The organism is Amycolatopsis thailandensis, from assembly GCF_042723255.1.
GTDB lineage: Bacteria > Actinomycetota > Actinomycetes > Mycobacteriales > Pseudonocardiaceae > Amycolatopsis > Amycolatopsis thailandensis.
This window is the reverse complement of record NZ_JBHXJK010000067.1, coordinates 19,740-38,838: the sequence shown is the minus strand read 5'-3', so window position 1 is coordinate 38,838 and position 19,099 is coordinate 19,740. Positions and strand designations below refer to the sequence as shown.

The 19,099-nt window shown below is 68.9% G+C and carries 20 protein-coding genes; 13 read left to right on the top strand and 7 right to left on the bottom strand.

The window, feature by feature from the left end; genetic code table 11:
- Positions 1-122: 122 nt before the first annotated feature.
- The 3 genes from ACFWMR_RS25420 (at position 123) to ACFWMR_RS25410 (ending at position 2,752) form a co-directional block, all read left to right on the top strand.
- Positions 123-1,043 carry an ABC transporter substrate-binding protein gene (locus ACFWMR_RS25420; protein ID WP_093937942.1) on the top strand — a complete coding sequence of 307 codons (921 nt, stop codon included), beginning with the start codon at positions 123-125 and terminating at the stop codon, positions 1,041-1,043.
- 151 nt (positions 1,044-1,194) lie between these two features.
- Positions 1,195-1,629 (top strand): SRPBCC family protein, encoded by a 435-nt coding sequence (locus ACFWMR_RS25415; RefSeq protein ID WP_093937924.1) that lies wholly within the window; start codon positions 1,195-1,197, stop codon positions 1,627-1,629.
- A gap of 100 nt (positions 1,630-1,729) precedes the next feature.
- A complete protein-coding gene (locus tag ACFWMR_RS25410) occupies positions 1,730-2,752 on the top strand; it encodes an NADP-dependent oxidoreductase (protein WP_378380148.1) in 1,023 nt (340 codons plus the stop codon).
- Between the two features lie 64 nt (positions 2,753-2,816).
- Here the strand turns inward: ACFWMR_RS25410 and ACFWMR_RS25405 are convergent, their stop codons facing one another.
- From ACFWMR_RS25405 to ACFWMR_RS25385, 5 genes are all read right to left on the bottom strand, one after another.
- A complete protein-coding gene (locus ACFWMR_RS25405) occupies positions 2,817-3,446 on the bottom strand; it encodes a pyridoxamine 5'-phosphate oxidase family protein (protein WP_093937926.1) in 630 nt (209 codons plus the stop codon).
- A gap of 16 nt (positions 3,447-3,462) precedes the next feature.
- Positions 3,463-4,347 carry a formyltetrahydrofolate deformylase gene (gene purU / locus ACFWMR_RS25400; protein ID WP_208636087.1) on the bottom strand — a complete coding sequence of 295 codons (885 nt, stop codon included), beginning with the start codon at positions 4,345-4,347 and terminating at the stop codon, positions 3,463-3,465.
- A complete protein-coding gene (locus ACFWMR_RS25395; protein ID WP_093937928.1) occupies positions 4,325-4,984 on the bottom strand; it encodes a DedA family protein in 660 nt (219 codons plus the stop codon). Before ACFWMR_RS25395 ends, purU begins: the two co-directional genes overlap by 23 nt.
- A gap of 66 nt (positions 4,985-5,050) precedes the next feature.
- Positions 5,051-5,866, bottom strand: a complete 816-nt coding sequence (locus ACFWMR_RS25390) for a class I SAM-dependent methyltransferase (RefSeq protein ID WP_378380147.1) — start codon at positions 5,864-5,866, stop codon at positions 5,051-5,053.
- The gene (locus tag ACFWMR_RS25385; protein WP_093937930.1) at positions 5,848-6,345 is read right to left on the bottom strand and encodes a DUF2505 domain-containing protein; all 498 of its coding nucleotides are present in this window, start codon (positions 6,343-6,345) and stop codon (positions 5,848-5,850) included. Before ACFWMR_RS25385 ends, ACFWMR_RS25390 begins: the two co-directional genes overlap by 19 nt.
- A 26-nt stretch (positions 6,346-6,371) precedes the next feature.
- Between ACFWMR_RS25385 and ACFWMR_RS25380 the strand changes: the two genes are divergently transcribed.
- The 7 genes from ACFWMR_RS25380 to ACFWMR_RS25350 all read left to right on the top strand — a co-directional run bounded on the left by ACFWMR_RS25380 (position 6,372) and on the right by ACFWMR_RS25350 (position 14,112).
- Positions 6,372-7,436 carry a UDP-N-acetylmuramate dehydrogenase gene (locus ACFWMR_RS25380; RefSeq protein WP_378380146.1) on the top strand — a complete coding sequence of 355 codons (1,065 nt, stop codon included), beginning with the start codon at positions 6,372-6,374 and terminating at the stop codon, positions 7,434-7,436.
- 221 nt (positions 7,437-7,657) lie between these two features.
- Positions 7,658-8,836 (top strand): L,D-transpeptidase, encoded by a 1,179-nt coding sequence (locus ACFWMR_RS25375; RefSeq protein ID WP_093937932.1) that lies wholly within the window; start codon positions 7,658-7,660, stop codon positions 8,834-8,836.
- 238 nt (positions 8,837-9,074) lie between these two features.
- Positions 9,075-9,887, top strand: a complete 813-nt coding sequence (locus ACFWMR_RS25370) for an alpha/beta fold hydrolase (RefSeq protein WP_378380145.1) — start codon at positions 9,075-9,077, stop codon at positions 9,885-9,887.
- A gap of 21 nt (positions 9,888-9,908) precedes the next feature.
- Entirely contained in the window at positions 9,909-11,213 is a 1,305-nt protein-coding gene (gene mshA, locus ACFWMR_RS25365; protein ID WP_378380144.1) for a D-inositol-3-phosphate glycosyltransferase, read from the top strand.
- Complete coding sequence (locus ACFWMR_RS25360; protein WP_093937934.1) at positions 11,210-11,725, top strand: type III secretion system chaperone family protein; 516 nt, start codon at positions 11,210-11,212, stop codon at positions 11,723-11,725. Before mshA ends, ACFWMR_RS25360 begins: the two co-directional genes overlap by 4 nt.
- A 68-nt stretch (positions 11,726-11,793) precedes the next feature.
- The gene (locus ACFWMR_RS25355) at positions 11,794-12,714 is read left to right on the top strand and encodes a DUF4349 domain-containing protein (RefSeq protein WP_378274666.1); all 921 of its coding nucleotides are present in this window, start codon (positions 11,794-11,796) and stop codon (positions 12,712-12,714) included.
- A 648-nt stretch (positions 12,715-13,362) separates the two neighbouring features.
- Positions 13,363-14,112: a phosphoglyceromutase gene (locus ACFWMR_RS25350; protein ID WP_378380143.1), complete on the top strand. Its 750-nt coding sequence runs from the start codon at positions 13,363-13,365 to the stop codon at positions 14,110-14,112.
- 74 nt (positions 14,113-14,186) lie between these two features.
- On the opposite strand, the gene ACFWMR_RS25345 is transcribed toward ACFWMR_RS25350, so the two are convergent.
- Together ACFWMR_RS25345 and ACFWMR_RS25340 are read right to left on the bottom strand one after the other, a co-directional pair.
- Positions 14,187-15,107 (bottom strand): hypothetical protein, encoded by a 921-nt coding sequence (locus ACFWMR_RS25345; RefSeq protein ID WP_378380142.1) that lies wholly within the window; start codon positions 15,105-15,107, stop codon positions 14,187-14,189.
- Positions 15,104-15,751, bottom strand: coding sequence for a LuxR family transcriptional regulator (locus ACFWMR_RS25340; RefSeq protein WP_093937938.1), 648 nt, complete (start codon positions 15,749-15,751; stop codon positions 15,104-15,106). The genes ACFWMR_RS25345 and ACFWMR_RS25340 overlap by 4 nt, the downstream gene beginning before the upstream one ends.
- A 292-nt stretch (positions 15,752-16,043) precedes the next feature.
- Here ACFWMR_RS25340 and ACFWMR_RS25335 point away from each other — a divergent pair, with 292 nt between their 5' ends.
- From ACFWMR_RS25335 to ACFWMR_RS25325, 3 genes are all read left to right on the top strand, one after another.
- Positions 16,044-17,276: a sensor histidine kinase gene (locus ACFWMR_RS25335; RefSeq protein ID WP_167406361.1), complete on the top strand. Its 1,233-nt coding sequence runs from the start codon at positions 16,044-16,046 to the stop codon at positions 17,274-17,276.
- The gene (locus ACFWMR_RS25330; protein WP_005167072.1) at positions 17,273-17,962 is read left to right on the top strand and encodes a response regulator transcription factor; all 690 of its coding nucleotides are present in this window, start codon (positions 17,273-17,275) and stop codon (positions 17,960-17,962) included. Before ACFWMR_RS25335 ends, ACFWMR_RS25330 begins: the two co-directional genes overlap by 4 nt.
- Before the next feature lie 81 nt (positions 17,963-18,043).
- A complete protein-coding gene (locus tag ACFWMR_RS25325) occupies positions 18,044-19,033 on the top strand; it encodes a Ppx/GppA phosphatase family protein (RefSeq protein ID WP_093937939.1) in 990 nt (329 codons plus the stop codon).
- Positions 19,034-19,099: the final 66 nt, after the last annotated feature.

Sequence of the window (19,099 nt, the reverse complement as noted above, 5' to 3'; positions counted from 1 at the left end):
CCCCGTTCGGGCGGCCCGATTCCGTTCTCTGGGAGCGCACGGGGCGGAACTCTCAAAATGTGGATTCTGTCGTGACCCGGAGATACTGTCCATTCCTCTGAACGAGTCATAGGAGTGTGCACGTGCGCTGGACACGGAATGTTCGAGTGGGCGCGGTGCTCGCCGCCGCCGTCCTCGGTATGACCGCCTGTGGGGGTGGCGACGACGCGGCGGCCCCGGCCGCGCAGAGTAAAGGCGGGGCGCCCATCGTCGTCGCCTCCTTCAACTTCACCGACAGCCTGATCCTGGCCGAGCTGTACGCGAACGCCTTGGAGGCCAAGGGCTACCCGATCACCCGCAAGCTGAACCTCGGTTCGCGCGAGCTGATCTACCCGGCGCTGAAGTCCGGCGAACTCCAGTTCATCCCGGAGTACCAGGGCGCCGCCATCACCACCGGCTTCGGCAAGGACGCCGCGAAGGACGCGGCGGGCGAACACGAACAGCTCAAGAAGCTGTTCGAGGCCGACGGCATCGGTCTGCTGGACTACTCGCCGGCGGAGGACAAGAACACCTACATCGTGAAGGCCGACCTAGCCAAGGAAAAGGGCCTCGCGAAGATCAGCGACCTGTCGAAGGTCGACAACGTCATCGTCGCGGGTGGGCCGGAGTGCGAGAAGCGGCTTCCCTGCTTCAAGGGCTTCACGGACGTCTACAAGCTGAAGGCCACTTTCCAGACCGTGCAGGAGGCCGGCCCCCGCGTCGAGCAGCTGCGGTCCGGCAAGGTCACCGTCATCCCCGTCGACTCGGTGAGCCCGCTCGTCGGCGACCCGCAGTTCGTGGCGCTGGAGGACGACCTCGCGATCGTGCCGACCGAGAACGTCGTTCCCGCGGTGAACAAGAAGGTCCTCGACGAACGCGGCGCCGACTTCGCGGCCGCCGTCAACGCCGTCAGCAAGGCCCTCGACACCGTGCAGCTGCGTGAGCTGAACAAGCGCGTCGACTCGGACGGCGAGAAGCCCGCCGACGTCGCGAAGGACTGGCTGAAGGAGAAGTCCCTCATCTGAGCCGGCTGAAGTACATGAAGGCCCCCTTCCTTGCGCCTAGGTACAGGAAGGGGGCCTTCATGTACTTGGGCAGGGCGGGGGCGCTCGTTCCCCTCGCGGGCAGCGGTGGAATCGTGGACGCTGTCTTGCAACACGGGTGAAAGGGAGTGGGATGGGAAAGGTCACGGCCATCGCGGAGCGCACCATCGAAGCGCCGGCGGACAAGGTCAGGGCGCTCGTCGCGGACTACGCCGAAACCCGACCGAAGCTGCTGACAGAGCACTACCGCGACTACGAGGTCACCGAAGGCGGCGTCGGCGCGGGAACGAAGGCGAGCTGGAAGCTGCAGGCGACGTCGAAGCGTGTGCGCGACGTCGCCGCGACGGTCACCGAGCCGTCGGAAGGCACTCTCGTCGAGACCGACGCGAACTCCAGCATGGTCACCACGTGGACCGTGCGTGAAGTGCCGGACGGCAGCCTCGTCCGCATCGAGACGTCCTGGGACGGCGCGGGCGGAATCGGCGGCTTCTTCGAGAAGACCTTCGCGCCTGGTGGGCTCAAGCGGATCTACGAGGGAGTGCTCGGCAAGCTCGCCGAGGTCGTGTAGCGCTCACCACAATCGGAATGGTCGCCCCGGTTAGCCCGTTGTACCCGGCATGGATACGGGGCGATCGCCCCGCTTCGGCTACAGACTTTGGAGTTACCTCGTGAACGCAACCGAGATCCGGCTCGCCTCCCGTCCGCACGGTGTCCCGACGCTGGAGAATTTCGAGATCGCCGACGTCGAGATCCCGGTGCCGGGCGATGGTCAGATCCTGGTCCGCAACCAGGTGCTGAGCGTGGATCCGTACATGCGCGGCCGGATGAGCAGCGCGAAGTCCTACGCCGAGCCGTACGAGGTCGGCAAGGTCATGCACGGCGGCGCCGTCGGTGAGGTGCTCGAGTCCACCGTGGACGGTTTCCGGCCGGGCGACATCGTGCTGCACGGCCTCGGCTGGCGTTCGCACGCCGTCGTCGACGCCAAGCACGCGGTGAAGGTCGACCCCGAGGCCGCGCCGGTCACGGCGTACCTCGGCGTCCTCGGCATGACCGGGCTCACCGCGTACGCCGGGCTGCTCGACGTCGCGGAGTTCAAGGAGGGCGACACCGTCTTCGTGTCCGGTGCGGCGGGCGCCGTCGGGTCCGTCGTCGGTCAGCTCGCGAAGCTGAAGGGCGCGAAGCGGGTCATCGGCAGCGCAGGCACGGACGACAAGGTCAAGTGGCTGACCGACGAACTGGGCTTCGACGCGGCGTTCAACTACAAGGACGCCCCGGTCGTCGAGCAGCTGCGCGCGGCGGCGCCCGAAGGCATCGACGTGTACTTCGACAACGTCGGCGGCGAGCACCTCGAAGCGGCCATCGACTCGATCAACCTGCACGGCCGGATGGCGATCTGCGGGATGATCTCGGTCTACAACAACACCGAACCGGCCGCGGCGCCGCGGAATCTCGCGTCGATCATCGCGAAGCGGTTCACCATGCGCGGCATGCTCGTGGGCGACCACTTCGCGCTCCAGCCGCAGTTCGTCAAGGAGGTCGCGCCGCTGGTGTCCTCCGGCGAGCTCAAGTACTCCGAGACCATTGTGGACGGTATCCGCAACGCGCCGCAGGCCTTCCTGGACCTGCTGGACGGGGCGAACACCGCAAAATGGGTGGCCCGCTTCTCCCCCCCCCCCCGCGGCGGGTATTAACGGCGGGTCCCCCATCGCACGAAAAGTGTCCTATGGGGACCCCTCATGACACTTCGCGAGGCGCTCAGTACTGGGTCGTGAGGGCACCTTCGGTCAGCGCGGCGTCAAGGGCCTCGGCCGTGACGTCCAGCTTCATCTGGTCCCGGAAGATCTGCCCCGCCGTCGGCAGGCTGGAGCGCTCCGGCCAGGTGTCCGGCTTCCACAGCGAGGACCGCAGGAAAGCCTTGGCGCAGTGCATGTACAGCTCTTCGACCTCGACCAGGATCGCCAGCGCGGGCCGCTTTCCCTTGACCACGAGGTCGTCGAAGAACGGCGCGTCCGCGACCAGCTTCGCGCGGCCGTTGATCCGCAGCGTCTCGTTCATGCCCGGCACGAGGAACAGCAGTCCGGCGTGCCGGTTTTCGATGATGTTGGTCTGGCTGTCGAGCAGTTTGTTGCCCGGCCTGTCCGCCAGCACCAGGGTGTTGTCGTCGAGCACCTTCACCGACCCCGCCGGGTCGCCGCGCGGGGAGACGTCACAGGTCCCGTCGGACGACGCCGTCGCCAGCAGGTAGAACGGCGAGTGCTCGATCAGCGTGCGAGCGTGCTGGTCGATGAAGGGGATGATCTTCCCCCGCGTCCGCTCGGCCGGGTGGCCCAGGTGCTCACGCAGCGCGTCGAGCGTCTCGATCGTTTTGATCTCCGAAGTCCCCATGACCCTCAGTGAACCATCAGAAGACGACGGTTCGGTTACCGTGCACCAGCACACGACCCTCCAGGTGCCACCGCAGCCCGCGCGCCAGCGTCACCTTCTCGATGTCGCGGCCCTTGCGGACCATGTCCTCGACCGAGTCGCCGTGGTCGACGCGGATGACGTCCTGGTCGACGATCGGGCCCGCGTCGAGGTCGGCGGTGACGTAGTGGCAGGTCGCGCCGATGAGCTTCACCCCGCGCGCGTGGGCCTGGTGATACGGCCGCGCGCCGACGAACGACGGCAGGAAGCTGTGGTGGATGTTGAGCGCCCGCCCGGCCCAGGCCTCGCACAGTTCCGCGGGCAGGACCTGCATGAACCGGGCGAGGACGACGGCGTGCGGGTCGTGCTCGTCGACCAGTTTCCGCACCTCGGCGAAAGCGTCCGCCTTCGCCGCGGCGTCGCCGGCGGGGAACGGGACGTGGTGGAACGGGATGCCGTGGGCACGGGTGATGTCGCCCAGCGACGCGTGGTTCCCGATGACCGCGGCGACGTCGACGTCCAGTTCCCCGGACGCGACGCGGCCCAGAAGGTCGTAAAGACAGTGCCCGGCCTTGGAGACGAGGATCACGGCGCGACGTCGCTCACCCGTGTCGCTGACCTGCCAGCTCGACTCGGCCGAAAGCGACTTCGCGACCTCGGCGAAGCGCGTGCGGAGTTCGGTGGCGTCGAACGGGAGCGAGTCGGCGCGGACGACCTGGCGGGTGAAGAACCAGCCGGTGTCGGGATCCGTGTGATACGCCGCTTCGACGATCCAGCCGCCGTGCTCGGCGAGGAAGCCCGAGATCCGGGCGATGATGCCGGTGCGGTCGGGGCAGCCGAAGGAGATCACATAGCGACGTTCAGGGTTCGACACACAAGCCATTGTCGCCGGTCCCGGCCGCCGCGCGGCGCCGGGTCAGGATGCGGACGCGGACCCGCCGCCCGATCTCGATCGCCGCGACCAGCAACAGGCCGAGCGCGAAGGACAGCAGAAGGCCCTTCTCCGGTTCGTTCGCGAAGGCCGCTCCGCCGACGAGACCGATCAGGACGCTGTACACCGCCCAGATGCTCGCGCCGAGGGCGTCGAGCAGGACGAATTTGCGCGGCGGGTAGCCGAGACTGCCGTTGGCGAGACCGCTCGCGACGCGGCCGCCGGGCAGGTAGCGGGCGGCGAGGATCAGCAGGACGGCGTTGCGCCGCACCTGGATCTTCGCCCATTCGTAGCGCCGGACCCCGTCCGGACCGCGTTGCAGGCGGGCGAGCGCCCGCGGGCCCGCGGCGGCGCCGACGGTGTAGCCGAGGCAGTCGCCCACCCAGGCCCCGAGCGCGGCGACCAGCGCGAGCAGCGCCAGCCGGGGGAAGTCCGGGCCGATCAGGACGGCGACGGTGATGACCGTCGTCTCGCTCGGCATGAACGGCAGGAGCGCGTCCAACCCGGACACGAGGAACACGATCACCCACAGCCAGGGTGATCCCAGGGTGCCCCGAAGCAGTTCGGTGACGTACTCCAGCAGTTCCACGGTTCCATGGTGATCACCGCAGGTCGCTACGGGGTGACGGAGTGGGGTGCTGCCGATGAATTCCCGCTAAGGGACCAGTCCGCGGTCACTCGGCGCGACGGCGGACCACGGCACGGTCAGCTCGCCGAGCCGCCAGCGCGAGGGCCGGTTCAGCACCGGCCAGCCCCGGCCGGTGAGCAGGTGCACGGTATGCGTCCACCGGGCGCGGACGCCGAAGTTCTGGTGCGGCGCCGCCGTCGCCCAGCAGACGTCCAGGGCGGACAGTAGTTCGTGGACCCGTTCGCCGGGAACGTTGCGGTGGATGAGCGCCTTGGGCAGCCGTTCGGCCACTGTGGACGGACGTTCCAGGCTGCCGAGATGGACCGACAGGGTGAGCGTGCGCGGTCCGTCGTGACCGACCGCGACCCAGGTGCTCAGCCGCCCGATCTCGTCGCAGGTGCCCTCGACCAGGAGCCCGCCCGGCGCCATCGCGTCCAGCATCAGCGACCAGGCCCCCGGGACCTCGGCTTCGTCGTACTGCCGCAGCACGTTGAACGCGCGCACCAGCACCGGCCGTGTCCCGGCGAGTTCGAAGCCGCCGCGCCGGAAGTCCAGCCACGGCTTGTCGACGCGCGTTTGCGCGACGGCGACCCGTTCGGCGTCGATTTCCAGGCCCAGCACGCGGACGTCGCGGCGGACGGACCGCAGCCACCGCGCCATCTCCACGGTGGTCACCGGGGAGGCTCCGTAGCCGAGGTCGACCACCAGTGGTTCGTCCGCGCGGCGCAGCAGCCGCGTCACGGCCGGGTCGCTCGCGAGCCATCGGTCGACGCGGCGCAGCCGGTTCGGGTTGGTCGTCCCGCGTGTCGGTGCCCCGACCGGCTTCAGCGCTCGGCCAGCCACTTCGCGACGAATTCCGCCTCGCGCTCCAGCAGTTTGGTGACCTGTTCGGCGATCACGCCCTCCAGCTTCCCGCCGACGAACGGGATTCGCACCTTGACCTCGCCGCTGTTCACCAGCGTCGTCCGCTCACCTTCGCCGGTCAGGGACGTCTTCGCGGTGATCTCGCCCGGCACGCCCGACACCGAAGCCGTCGCGGTGCCGGTGTAGCCGGCTCCGGAGGTCTTCCAGGTCTGCTCGCGTTCGACGATCAGGTCGCCCCGGTGCAGGGTCCGCACGGCCGACGGGAGCTTGTCCGAGCTGATGCCCTGACGCAGCTTGTAGCGCACGCCGTCCTCGGTGGGGACGTACTCAAGGAGTTCCGCGTCGTCGCCGCCGATCTGCTCCAGCCTGGCCCGCAGCGCGGCCTCGCCGGCGACCGCGTCGAACGTGGTCGCGAGGTCTGCGGAGAACGCTGAGCGGTGCTCGATACGGGAGGCCATGGCGCCAGACAGTACCGTTCACGGGCGTGAGCACTGCCGAAACTCCCACCCAGCACGCCGCCCTCGCCGACCACACCACGCTGCGCCTCGGCGGCCCGGCGCGGCGTTATGCCGAGGCGCAGACCGTGCAGGCCCTGGTCGACGCGGTTCGCGAAGCCGACGACGCGGGTGAGCCGGTGCTGCTGCTCGGCGGCGGCTCGAACCTGGTCGTCGCCGACGGCGGCTTCGAGGGCGCGGTGCTGAAGGTCGGCAACACCGGCTGGACACGTGACGGAGATCTCGTCGAGGTCGCGGCCGGGCAGAACTGGGACGAGTTCGTCGCGGAGCTGGTCTCCGAGGGCGTCGGTGGGCTCGAATGTCTCTCCGGGATCCCCGGTTCGGTCGGTGCGACGCCGATCCAGAACGTCGGCGCGTACGGCTGCGAGGTGGCCGAGTCCCTGGTCTCGGTCGACCTCTACGACCGCGCCGACCGCGAGGTCCGCACGCTGACCGCGGAAGAGCTCGGCTTCGGCTACCGCACGTCGATCCTGAAGGGGACCGACGCGGGCGTAGTGCTCACAGTGCGCTTCAAGGTCAACGAAGACGGCCTCTCGGCTCCGATCCGCTACGCCGAACTCGCCCGCACGCTCGGCGTCGAGATCGGCGACCGGGTCCCGGCGGCCGAAGCACGCGAAGCGGTCCTCGGGCTGCGTCGCGGCAAGGGCATGGTCCTGGACGCGGACGACCACGACACCTGGAGCGCGGGCTCCTTCTTCACCAACCCGATCATCGGCGAGGCGCAGCTGGCGAGGGTGCTGGCGGGGATCGTCGACGTCGTCGGCGAGGACGTGCGCGTGCCGCAGTACCCGGCGCCCGGCGGCACGAAGCTGTCCGCGGCGTGGCTGATCGAGCGGGCGGGGTTCGGGAAGGGCCATGAAGGGCCCGGCGGCCGGGTCTCGCTGTCGACGAAGCACACGCTCGCGCTCACCAACCGGGGCAAGGCGTCCACTGAGGATCTGCTCGCTCTGGCGCGCGAAGTGCGCGACGGCGTCGAGGCCCGCTTCGGTGTTTCGCTGCACCCGGAGCCTCTGCTCATCAACTGCTCGCTTTAGCCCACCCCCGCATTTCGTCCTCTGAATGCGGTAGTCGGCGACACGAACTACCGCATTCAGAGGACGAAATGCGAAGAGGTGAACAACCCCACACCACCCCCGTGCGTCTATCCCCGTGAGTGGCGCGGGTGAGTTCCGTCGCCGCGGGTAACGTCGGAGAGGTCCTCAGCGCTGAGCGGGTAACGCTCGCGTGGGGCGGGGATCTTCATGGGAGGTACACGGTGATCGAACGGCGCACGGTGTTCAAGGCCGCGCTCGCCGCGGGGGCGGCCATGCTGGCCGCTGCCTGCTCCAGCGAAGAAGGCGGCAACGCCAAGCCGGAGGGCAGCAGCGGTGGCGGGGAACAGGAAGCCGCTCCGGTAGCCAAGATCACCGCCGAACCCGCCGCCGACGCCAAGGACGCCCCCGTGGTGACCCCGGTCGTCGTGAAGGTCGCCGACGGCAAGCTCACCGAGGTCAAGGTCACCGGCGACGGCGGCAAGGAGGTCAAGGGCGAGCTGTCCGCGGACGGGCTCACCTGGACCAGCTCCGAGGCCCTCGGCTACGGCAAGACGTACACCTACGCCGCGAAGGCCACCGGCAGCGACAACAAGACCGCCGAGCTCAAGGGCAGCTTCACCACGCTCAAGCCCGCCAAGGAGGTCCGCGCCACGCTGAACCCGGCCGACAACGCCGAGGTCGGCGTCGCGATGCCGATCAGCGTGAAGTTCGCGTCCCCGGTCAAGGACAAGGCGGCCGCCGAGAAGGCGCTCAAGGTCAAGACCGACAAGGACGTCGAGGGATCGTGGGGCTGGCTGTCCGACACCCAGGTCGACTGGCGGCCAAAGGAGTACTGGCCCGCCAACATCACGGTCAACGTCGAGGCGAAGCTCTACGGCGTCGCGCTCGGCGGCGGCGCGTACGGCAAGGCCGACGTCACCACCAAGTTCAAGATCGGCCGCAACCAGGTGGTCAAGGTCAACACCCCGGACCACACGATGAAGGTCTACCGCGGCGGCGCGGAGTCGGCGAGCTACCCGTGCTCGAACGGGCTCGACGGCGACGTCCAGCGGAACACCCCCAACGGCACGTTCATCGTGATGACGAAGGAGCCGACGGCGCGGTTCGACAACGCGCGCTACGGCTACACCAACGTCAACAAGAAGTGGGCCTGCCGGATCTCGAACAACGGCGAGTACATCCACGAGAACCAGGACAACGCGTCGAACATCGGCAAGGCCAACACCTCGCACGGCTGCGTGAACCTGCTCGAAGCGGACGCGAAGAAGTACTTCGACTCGGCGCTGATCGGCGACCCGGTCGAGATCACCGGCTCCAAACTGGGCAGTCCGACCAAATCGGACGTCAAGAACTGGTTCTACGACTGGAAGTCGTGGAAGGCCCTGTCCGCGATCAAGTAAGGCTGTCTGCCCATCTGAGACCGAGGAACAGGCCCGAAGTACGTGAAGGCCCCCTTCACTGCGTCTAGCGCAATGAAGGGGGCCTTCACGTACTTCACGCACCCCCAGAATGTCCCGAAAGCCACTTTCAGGACGTCAGGTGTCTTGAAAGTGGCTTTCACGACATCTCCGGCCCACCGCGACATCCACGGACTTCCGGCGGGTAGGGCGACCACGTGACAGCCCATAAAGTGCAGGCATGAAGACCGAGGTAGTCGGCTACGGCGGGACTCGTATCGGCCTGTGGGTCGAGGGCGCCGAGAACACCCGTCCGATCGTGTTCGTGCACGGCTGGGCCCAGTCGGGCCGCGCCTGGGCGCCGCAGCTGGCGGACCCCTCGCTCAGCGAGCGGTTCCGCCTGGTCGCGATGGACCTGCGCGGGCACGGCGACTCCGAAGTGCCCTCCGCCGGCTACGACGATCCGCGCGTCTGGGCCGAAGACCTCGCCTCCGTCCTCGACTTCGCCGGTGAAGACGCGATCGTCGTCGGCTGGTCCTACGGCGGTCTGGTCATCACGGACTACCTCCGCGTGCACGGTTCCGCACGGCTCGGCGGCGTCGTTCTTGTGGGCGCGATCACAGAAATCGGCAAGAACCGTCCCGGCGGCAAGGTCGGCCCCGCCATGCGCGAGGCCATCCCGGCGGTGCTGTCGGATGATCCTTCGGTCGCGATTCCCGCGTTGGTGCAGTTCAGCGAGCGGATGACCGCCGGCCCGGTGTCCGGGACGCTCGCCCAGTCGTTGCTCGGCGCCTGCCTCTCGACCCCGCCCGCGGTGCGCTCTGCGCTCTTCCGGCGCGACGTCGGGAGCGAGGACGTTCTTCGCGATCTGGACAAACCGGCGCTGATCGTCCATGGTCTCGCGGACGCTGTGATCGATCCGACGTCGGCGGAATACGCGGCCGGGAAGATTCCGGGTGCCGTCGTGCGTTGGTTACCTGAGGTGGGGCATCTGCCGTTCGCCGAAGCGGCGGACGAGTTCGGTGATCTGCTGCGCGGGTTCGCCGATCAGTAGGACTTCAGGAGTGTTGACCAGGTGACGATCCCTCTGCACGGGTTCGACGCCGCGCCCAGGCGCGTCGCGGTGTTGTCGTTGCACACCTCTCCGCTGGAACAGCCGGGGACCGGTGACGCCGGCGGGATGAACGTCTACGTGAGCCAGACGGCCACCGAGATGGCCCGCCGCGGCGTCGAGGTCGAGGTGTTCACGCGGGCGACGTCCTCGGACCAGCCCCCGGTCGCCGAACTGGCGCCCGGCGTCCTGGTCCGGCACATCCCGGCCGGGCCGTTCGAGCCGCTGGGACGCGACGAGCTGCCGGCGCAGCTGTGCGCGTTCACCGCCGGGGTGCTGCGGGCCGAGGCGTTCCACGAGCCGGGCTACTACGACCTCATCCATTCGCACTACTGGCTCTCCGGCCAGGCGGGCTGGCTCGCCCGCGACCGCTGGGGCGTGCCGCTGGTGCACACCGCGCACACCCTGGCCAAGGTCAAGAACGCCGCGCTCGCCGAGGGTGACACCCCCGAGCCGCGCACCCGCGTGATCGGCGAGCAGCAGGTCGTCGACGAGGCGGACTGCCTGGTCGCGAACACCCGAGTCGAGGCCCGCGAGCTGATCGAGCTGTACGACGCCGATCCGCGCGCCGTGCACGCCATCCCGCCCGGGGTGGATCTCGACCGCTTCACCCCCGGCTCCCGGTCGGCCGCGCGCCGGGCGCTGGGCCTGCCGCGGGACGCGATCGTGCTGGCCTTCGCGGGCCGGATCCAGCCGTTGAAGGCGCCGGACGTCCTCCTGCTGGCCGCCGCCGAGATGCTGCGCGAACGGCCGGAGCTGGCGTCGCGGCTGGTCGTGCTGATCGTCGGCGGCCCGTCCGGGACCGGGCTGGAGCAGCCGCAGGCCCTGCGTGAGCTGGCCGTCTCCCTCGGGATCGAGGAGCAGACCCGGTTCATGCCGCCGCAGCCGGGCCGGTCGCTGGTCAACGTCTACCGCGCGGCCGACCTCGTCGCCGTGCCGAGCTACAACGAGTCGTTCGGGCTGGTCGCGCTCGAAGCGCAGGCGTGCGGGACGCCGGTGATCGCGGCCGAGGTCGGCGGGCTGCCGGTCGCGGTCCCGCATGGTGTTTCCGGGCTGCTGGTGCCTTCGCACGATCCGAAGGACTGGGCGGGCGCGCTCGCGAACGTCGCGTTGCGGCCCGGTTGGCGCGCCGAGCTTTCGGCCAACGCCGTCGTCCACGCGCGGCGTTTCTCCTGGAGCCGTACGACGGACCGGCTGCTGGACACGTACGCTCAGGCGACCGGCGCGTTCCGGCGTGCCCTCGAACAGCGCGCGGAGGTGGCGGTTTGACGCTCGACGAGACCTTGCGGTCCTCTTTGGACAGTGCGGGCCTGGAATACGACAGGCGTGGCGAGGGAAGGTACTTCGTCACGTTGCCGGGTACCAAGAAGCTGCAGACCAACTGCTGGCTGGTCGCCGGGGATCACGCCTTCGCCGTCGAAGCGTTCGTCTGCCGCCGCCCCGATGAGTCCCATGAGGACGTTTATCGTTTTCTGTTGCGCCGCAACGCGAAGCTGTACGGCGTGCATTACACGGTGGACGCCATGGGCGACATCTACCTGGTCGGCAAATTCGGCCTGGACACGGTGACCGAGTCCGAATTGGACAAGATCCTCGGGCAGGTGCTGGAAGCCGCCGACGGCGATTTCAACACGCTGCTGGAACTCGGGTTCGCCGAGTCGATCAAACGCGAATGGGACTGGCGGGTCTCGCGTGGAGAGTCGCTGGCGAACCTGCAGGCGTTCAAACATCTCGTCGAGCCCGCGAACGGTCACGAACCGGGAGCCTTGACCGACTCGTGACCCGGATGGTGCAACCGCGCTGAATCCGGCTCCGTCTCTCTCCGCAGTACTGGAGGGAGAAGGTTCCGATGTACAAGCGATTGAGATGGGTGGCCGTCGCCGGGGCCGCGCTGGCGCTGACACTGGCGGGCTGTTCGGCGAGCGAGCCTTACAGCGAATCCGCCTCGATGCCGGCGACGGCCGGCGGCAAGCAGGCGGTGCCGAATCAGGGCGCGCCCAACAAGGAAAGCGGCGACAGCGCGGGCAAGGCGGGTTCGGAGAAAGCGCCGGTGGGGCAGCCGGGGATCGCCGACCGCAAGCTCGTGCGCACGGCGAGCCTGGAGCTCACCGCGCCGAACGTCGCCGACGTGATCTCGCAGGTCCGCGTCATCACCCAGGGCGCCGCCGGTTACACCGGGCAGGAGAGCACCCAGGAGAAGCGGGCGTCGGTCAACGTCGTCGTGCCGTCCGAACGCCTCGATGGCGTGCTGGACCAGCTGGGGAAGCTCGGGAAGCAGGTCAAGCGGGAGGTCACCGCCACGGACGTGACCGAGCAGATGGTCGACGTCGACTCGCGGCTGGCCACTCAGCGGGCGAGCGTCGAGCGCATCCGCGCGCTGCTCGCGAGGGCGACGTCGGTCTCGGAGATCGCGTCCGTGGAGAGCGAGCTGACGAGCCGCGAGGCCGAACTCGAGTCGCTTCAGAAGCGGCGCGAAAGCCTGGCCGGAAGTGTCGCCATGTCGACGATCTCGCTGCAGGTGAAGGCGGAGACGGTCGTGGCGGAGGAGGAATCCCGCAACGGGTTCTTCGGCGGCCTGGCGAATGGCTGGGACGCGTTCCTGACCTTCGGCGGCGGCCTGCTGACCGTGATCGGCGCGATGGCGCCCTTCCTGCTGGTCTTCGGTGTTCCCGCGGCGGCGCTGGTGTGGTGGCTGCGCAAGCGGCGCCGTCCGGCGGAACCGGCGATGGCGACCGCTTCGGATCTGCCGTCCGCGCCCCCGCTGGACTGAGGTTGTCAGGCGATCATGGGTCGCCAGGGATGCCCGGTCTTGGACCTTGATCAAGGTCGTATCGGTCAACGAGACCGAGTGTGGAGGATCCGGGACACTCAACGTCCCAAATCCTCCACACTCGCCGGTCACACCAGTGGGCAGGCAAATACGGGACCGCCAGAACCGTCCTCGCCACTCACGGCCGACGCGTGTTCGGGGCTGAATCCCCGGAAGATGAACAGGCGGGACGGCTCGAGGGAGGGGGAGTCGCGATCTCGAGCCGCCCCGCTGAAGTTCCCGCCAAGGTGGACCCGGTGACGAGGGGGATGCCAACGGGGCCGGCGGGCGCCGCGACTCGGCAGGGGGGAGACGAGTCGCGGTCGTCACCCGCGTCGAGCCGGGGAGTGCGTGGAATCCGGCCGCGCGGGACTAAGCCAACCTGTCAGATCTCCACCTGTAATCACAAGACTACCGGTTACTCTGTTCGAGTGAACTTTGAAAACCGGGATAACGGAGTGCAGCCTGTTTGCCGGGGATTCGGACTTGTTGGCGACCTGTCTTCTGGACGGGTGAAGGTGTTACTCGCAGGTAACGCACTCTCCGTAGAAGAAAGCGCAATCCCAGCCCTCTGACCGGCGCTTCCGCTCACTCTGGCAGGCTGACCACATGGCTGAGCTTGGGACTCTGGTGCTGCTGCGTCACGGGCAGAGCACCTGGAACGCCGAAAACCTGTTCACCGGCTGGGTGGACGTGCCGCTGTCCGACCAGGGCGAGCAGGAGGCGCGCAAGGGCGGGCAGTTGCTCGCGGAGTCCGGCCTGCTGCCGGACGTCGTCCACACGTCGCTGATGCGCCGCGCGATCTCGACCGCCAACCTGGCGCTCGACGCCGCCGACCGGCACTGGATCCCGGTGAAGCGCGACTGGCGTCTCAACGAGCGGCACTACGGCGCGCTCCAGGGCAAGAACAAGAAGCAGACCCTGGACGAGTTCGGCGAGGAGCAGTTCATGCTCTGGCGCCGCTCCTACGACACCCCGCCGCCCCCGATCGACCCGGCCGACGAGTTCAGCCAGGCCGGCGACGCGCGCTACGCCGACCTCGGCGACTCGGCCCCGCTGACCGAATGCCTCAAGGACGTCGTCGCGCGGCTGCTGCCGTACTGGGAGTCCGAGATCGTGCCGGATCTGCGCGCGGGCAAGACCGTGCTGGTCGCCGCGCACGGCAACTCGCTGCGGGCGCTCGTGAAGCACCTCGACGGCATCTCCGACGACGCCATCGCCGGGCTCAACATCCCGACCGGCATCCCGCTGCGCTACGACCTCACCGAGGACCTCAAGCCGGTCACCGCCGGCGGGACCTACCTGGACCCGGAAGCCGCCAAGGAAGCCGCGGCCGCCGTCGCGAACCAGGGCCGGTAGCCGCTCCGGTACCGAAGTGTCATGAGGGGTCCCCTTAGGACGAAATTTGTCTTAAGGGGACCCCTCATGACATCTCAGGGCAGGGGCTGGACCGACTCGATCCCGGCGGCCTTCCACCCCGCGGCATCGACTCGGTGCAGCCGCAGCACGATCGGCAGGTACTTCTTCGTCGCCTGCCCGGCCGCGTCCGTGACGTCGGTCGCCGCGTAGAGCAGCACGCTCGCCTTGTCGTCCACGATCTCCATGACCGCGGCGGCGGGGTTCGGCGCCAGCGCCGACTTCACGCCACCGCTCCGGATCTGGTTCAGCCGCGCCGCCTTGTCCTGCTGGAACTGGGTCAGCAACTGCCCGGTCGACACGGACTCGTAGCGGGCGTAAGTGCCTTCCGGATCAGCCGGATTCACGTTCAGCAGGGCCTCCGCGACGCGCAGCGCGCCATCGCGGGCGGAGTCCCGCACTCGCGCGATCGCCCGATCTCCCGCGCCCGGCTTCTCCGCCGTGACCGGGGCCCCGGCGGGGTTCACCTTGATCTCGCCGATCCGCCAGCGTTCGCCCTCGCGTGCCGTCGTGAGCAGCGCCGACGCGATGCCCTTGCTGGTGGCACCCGCCCTGGTGCTGCTCTGGTCGAGCACGGTCAGCACCCGCGCCTTGTCCGCTGTCTGCTCGACGGCGGCCGACACGATCACCCGCGTGACCAGCTTGATCGGCTCCGGCGAGTTCCGGATCTCCGAAAACAGCTTCGCCAGCTCGTCCCGCGCGCCAGGGGTCAGGTTCTCGGCGAGCGCCTTGTCGTAGGCGGGCGCGGCCGTGCTGTCGTAGGAGAAGACCGCTTCGGTGGCCGTCTTCACCGCTGTCAGGACCGACGCGGTCCGCGCGGGGTCGACCAGCGCGAGGTTCGCGGGCGGGGTTTCCGGTTCGGGGCGGGCGGTGCCGGACACCGCGGTGGTGCAGCCCGCGAGCGCGAGCAGCACCACGAATCCCGCCCAGCGTTTCACAGGAGGCCGAGCTCCCTGGCCCGCGCGTCGACCTGGAGCCGCGACGTCACGCCGAGCGCGACCAGCAGTTCCGACACCCGTCGCTGATAGGTGCGCACGCCCATGCCGAGGCTCTTCGCGGCCTTGTCGTCCTTGCAGCCGGTGGTGAGGAACTCGAGCATCTGCGGTGTCTCCTGCCGGATGTCGGCGAACCGCGCGTCGAACGTCTCCAGCGTGGCGGCCGCCAGCCAGGCGGTTTCGAACAGCGACAGGATGCCCTGCACCAGCTCCGGGCGCGAGATGACGCTGTACGAGCGCACCGCCTTGCCCTCGTCGCCCGCCATGATCGCGACCCGCTCGTCGAGCAGGATCGTCTCGTTGATCTCCTCGGTGCCGATCCGGATCTGCGCGCCGAGACCGGACAGGTGGTGCAGATGCCGCGCGGTCTGCTCGTTCAGCAGGACGCCGGGACGGTAGAGCTTGCGGATCCGCTTGTCGCGCACCAGCCGTTCGCCCTGCCGCGTGAGCGAGGGCCGGGAAAGCGCCCAGGTGTAGAGGTCGTCGGCCGCGCACGCGATGTCGGTCGCCGCGACGAACAGATGAGCCGTCCGGTCGAACAGCTCTTCTTCTCCGCGAATCAGGGAGATGTCACTGACGAGTTCCACGGCGACAGTCTTCCAACATTCCCCGGGGGCCGTGACGGGAACGTCGCTATTCGCCCGTGAGTGGGACGATCACTGCCCGGATAGTCACGACGAAAGTCGGGATCCGGGCACGGGCCGCCGCCGGTGTCCCCGGTCCGGGTGACCCGCCTCACCCAGGAGATCTCGGCCAGGGATCGGCCGCGTGAACGGCGGCCGACCGGCAGGCGAACAGCCTGTCCCCAGGTGTCATAGGCATCACGAGTACGCGGCCGGGACTAGGCCAAAAGGCTACCCGCACGCTTACGATTCCCCTGTGACCACGCCTGTTGCACTCGCCCTGGCCATCGGCGGACTGATCGTCGGTGTGGTCGTCGGCTTCCTGATCGCGAGGGGCCGCGCCCGCCGCGAGGAGCGGCGCCCGACCGGCCCGACCGTGGCCGAACTGCTCGAACGCCTCGTGCGTTCCAGCAACAACGGCGTCGTCGTCCTCAACAAGTTCGGCGACATGGTCCTGCACAATCCGCGCGCCTACGAGCTGGGACTGGTGAAGGTCAACCAGGCCGATCCGCGGGCCCGCAAGGCCGCCGAGCAGGTGGTCGAGACCGACGAACCGATGGAGATCGACCTCTCCCCGCTGGAGGCGAGGGGCCGTCAGCCCGAAGCCGTCCTCGGCGAGGTCCGCCCGCTCGGCGACGGGTTCACCGTGGTCGAGGCCGTCGACCACTCCGAGGCGATCCGCCTCGAAGCCGTCCGGCGGGACTTCGTCGCGAACGTCAGCCACGAACTGAAGACGCCGGTGGGCGCGATCGCGCTGCTCACCGAGGCCGTGCTCGACGCCGCGGAGGACGTCGAGGAGGTCCGCCGGTTCGGCGGCAAGATCCTCCGCGAATCGACCCGGCTCGGCCAGCTCGTCACCGAGCTGATCGCGCTGTCGCGGCTGCAAGGTGCCGAGCGGCTGCCCGATCTCAACGTCGTCGAGGTCGACGCCGTCGTCCGCGAGGCGCTCGGCCGGACGACGCTTTCGGCGGAGTCCGCCGAAATCACCATCACCACCGACGCCGCCAGCGGGCTGCTCATCGAGGGCGACCGGACGCTGATGGTCACCGCGCTGTCGAACCTGCTGGAGAACGCCGTCGCGTACTCGCCGGCGGGGAGCCCGGTGTCGATCAGCAGGCGGCTGGTGGACGGCAAGGTCGAGATCGCGGTGACCGACCGCGGCATCGGCATCGCCGAGGACGAGCAGCAACGCGTCTTCGAGCGGTTCTTCCGTTCGGACAAGGCGCGGTCGCGGGCGACCGGCGGCACCGGCCTCGGGCTGGCGATCGTCAAGCACGTGGCCGCCAACCACGGTGGTTCGGTCGGTCTCTGGAGCCGTCCCGGCACCGGATCGACCTTCACGCTGCGGATCCCCGCGCACATCGGTGCCGAACCGGCCGCGGCCGTGAAACAGGCTCCGCCGGTATCCCGGCCGGAGAAGACCCCCGAGCGGACACCCCGTCTCGTGGCAACAGGGCAAGAAAGCCCCGACCATGGAGGAAACCTGTGACGAGGGTTCTCATCGTCGAGGACGAAGAGTCGTTCGCCGACCCGCTCGCGTTCTTGCTCCGCAAAGAGGGCTTCACCGCCGCCGTCGCCGTGACGGGGCAGCAGGCGCTCGAGGAGTTCGACCGCAACGGCGCCGACATCGTCCTGCTCGACCTCATGCTCCCCGGCATGAGCGGCACCGACGTCTGCAAGCAGCTCCGGCAGCGTTCCGCGGTGCCGGTGATCATGGTGACCGCGCGCGACAGCGAGATCGACAAGGTCGTCGGACTGGAACTCGGCGCCGACGACTACGTCACCAAGCCGTACTCGGCCCGCGAGCTCATCGCGCGGGTGCGGGCGGTGCTGCGCCGCGGCGGCGAGCCGGGCTCCGAAGGTGATCTGGCGCCCCTGGTGCTGACCGCCGGGCCGGTGCGGATGGACGTCGAGCGGCACGTGGTGACCGTCGACGGCCAGGAGGTCTCCTTGCCGCTGAAGGAGTTCGACCTCCTCGAATACCTGCTGCGCAACGTGGGCCGCGTGCTCACCCGCGGGCAGCTGATCGACCGGGTGTGGGGCGCGGACTACGTCGGCGACACCAAGACCCTCGACGTCCACGTGAAGCGGCTGCGGTCGAAGATCGAACCGGACCCGGGATCGCCCCGGCACCTGGTCACGGTGCGCGGGCTGGGCTACAAGTTCGAGACGTGACAGGTCCGGTACCCGCCCCTGCGACACAGATCACGGTTACGGTTTCGTGACCTGACGCAGGGGCGGGTACCGTAGACGCTCGTGCGCCTAGGGGTACTCGACGTCGGTTCCAACACCGTCCACCTGCTCGTGGTCGACGCCCACCGTGGCGCCCACCCGACCCCGATGCATTCCGAAAAGGCCGTCCTCCGGCTCGCCGAGCAGATCACCCGCACCGGTGACCTGAGCCGCGCGGGCGCGGACAGCCTCGTACGGGCGGTCGAGTCGGCGAAGGCGGCGGCGGCCAGGCTCGGCTGCGAAGAGGTCATGGCGTTCGCCACCTCCGCCGTCCGCGAAGCCAAGAACGCCCCGAAGGTACTGGCGAAGGTCCAAGAGCAGACCGGAGTCGAACTGAAGGTGCTTTCCGGGATCGACGAATCCCGGCTCACCTTCCTCGCCGTCCGCCGGTGGTTCGGCTGGTCGGCGGGAAAACTGCTCGTGCTCGACATCGGCGGCGGCTCGCTGGAGATCGCGATGGGCCGCGACGAGGAGCCGGATCTGGCCGAATCGCTCCCCCTCGGGGCGGGCCGGACCACCCGGACGCGGTTCCAGCACGACCCGCCGACCCGCTCGGAGCTCATCGCGACTTCGGCGTGGCTCGAAGAACAACTCGCCCCACTGGCGAAGAAGGTCGCCAAATTGGGTGAACCCGATCGGGTCGTGGCGACTTCGAAGACTTTCCGGTCACTCGCCCGGTTGACCGGAGCGGCGCCGTCGGCCAGCGGGCCGCATGTGCGCCGTACCCTGACCGACACCGCGTTGCGCCAGCTCATCGCGTTCATCTCCCGGATGACCGCCCACGACCTGGCACAACTCGAAGGGGTCAGCGCGAGCAGGTCGCATCAGCTGGTGGCCGGCGCGCTCGTCGCACAAGCCACCATGCGGGCGCTTTCCCTGGAAGAACTGGAGATCTGTCCGTGGGCGCTGCGAGAAGGTGTCATCCTTCGACGGCTGGACCATTCGAACGGTGCGGACGAGACTGTGGGCGGCAGCGCCCGACTGGACTTAGTCGACAGAGAACGGGCACGGTGAAGAGGTGACGGAAATGCGGATGACGGTGGATAGCGCGCGCGACGCCGCCGATGCCCCGTCGCGTGC

Excerpts from the sequence above, each read along its gene's own strand:
- ACFWMR_RS25415 (WP_093937924.1), top strand. The coding sequence starts at position 1,195 with ATGGGAAAGGTCACGGCCATCGCGGAGCGCACCATCGAAGCGCCGGCG.
- ACFWMR_RS25405 (WP_093937926.1), bottom strand. The coding sequence starts at position 3,446 with ATGGGGACTTCGGAGATCAAAACGATCGAGACGCTCGACGCGCTGCGT.
- purU (WP_208636087.1), bottom strand. The coding sequence starts at position 4,347 with ATGGCTTGTGTGTCGAACCCTGAACGTCGCTATGTGATCTCCTTCGGC.
- ACFWMR_RS25385 (WP_093937930.1), bottom strand. The coding sequence starts at position 6,345 with ATGGCCTCCCGTATCGAGCACCGCTCAGCGTTCTCCGCAGACCTCGCG.
- ACFWMR_RS25370 (WP_378380145.1), top strand. The coding sequence starts at position 9,075 with ATGAAGACCGAGGTAGTCGGCTACGGCGGGACTCGTATCGGCCTGTGG.
- ACFWMR_RS25355 (WP_378274666.1), top strand. The coding sequence starts at position 11,794 with ATGTACAAGCGATTGAGATGGGTGGCCGTCGCCGGGGCCGCGCTGGCG.
- ACFWMR_RS25350 (WP_378380143.1), top strand. The coding sequence starts at position 13,363 with ATGGCTGAGCTTGGGACTCTGGTGCTGCTGCGTCACGGGCAGAGCACC.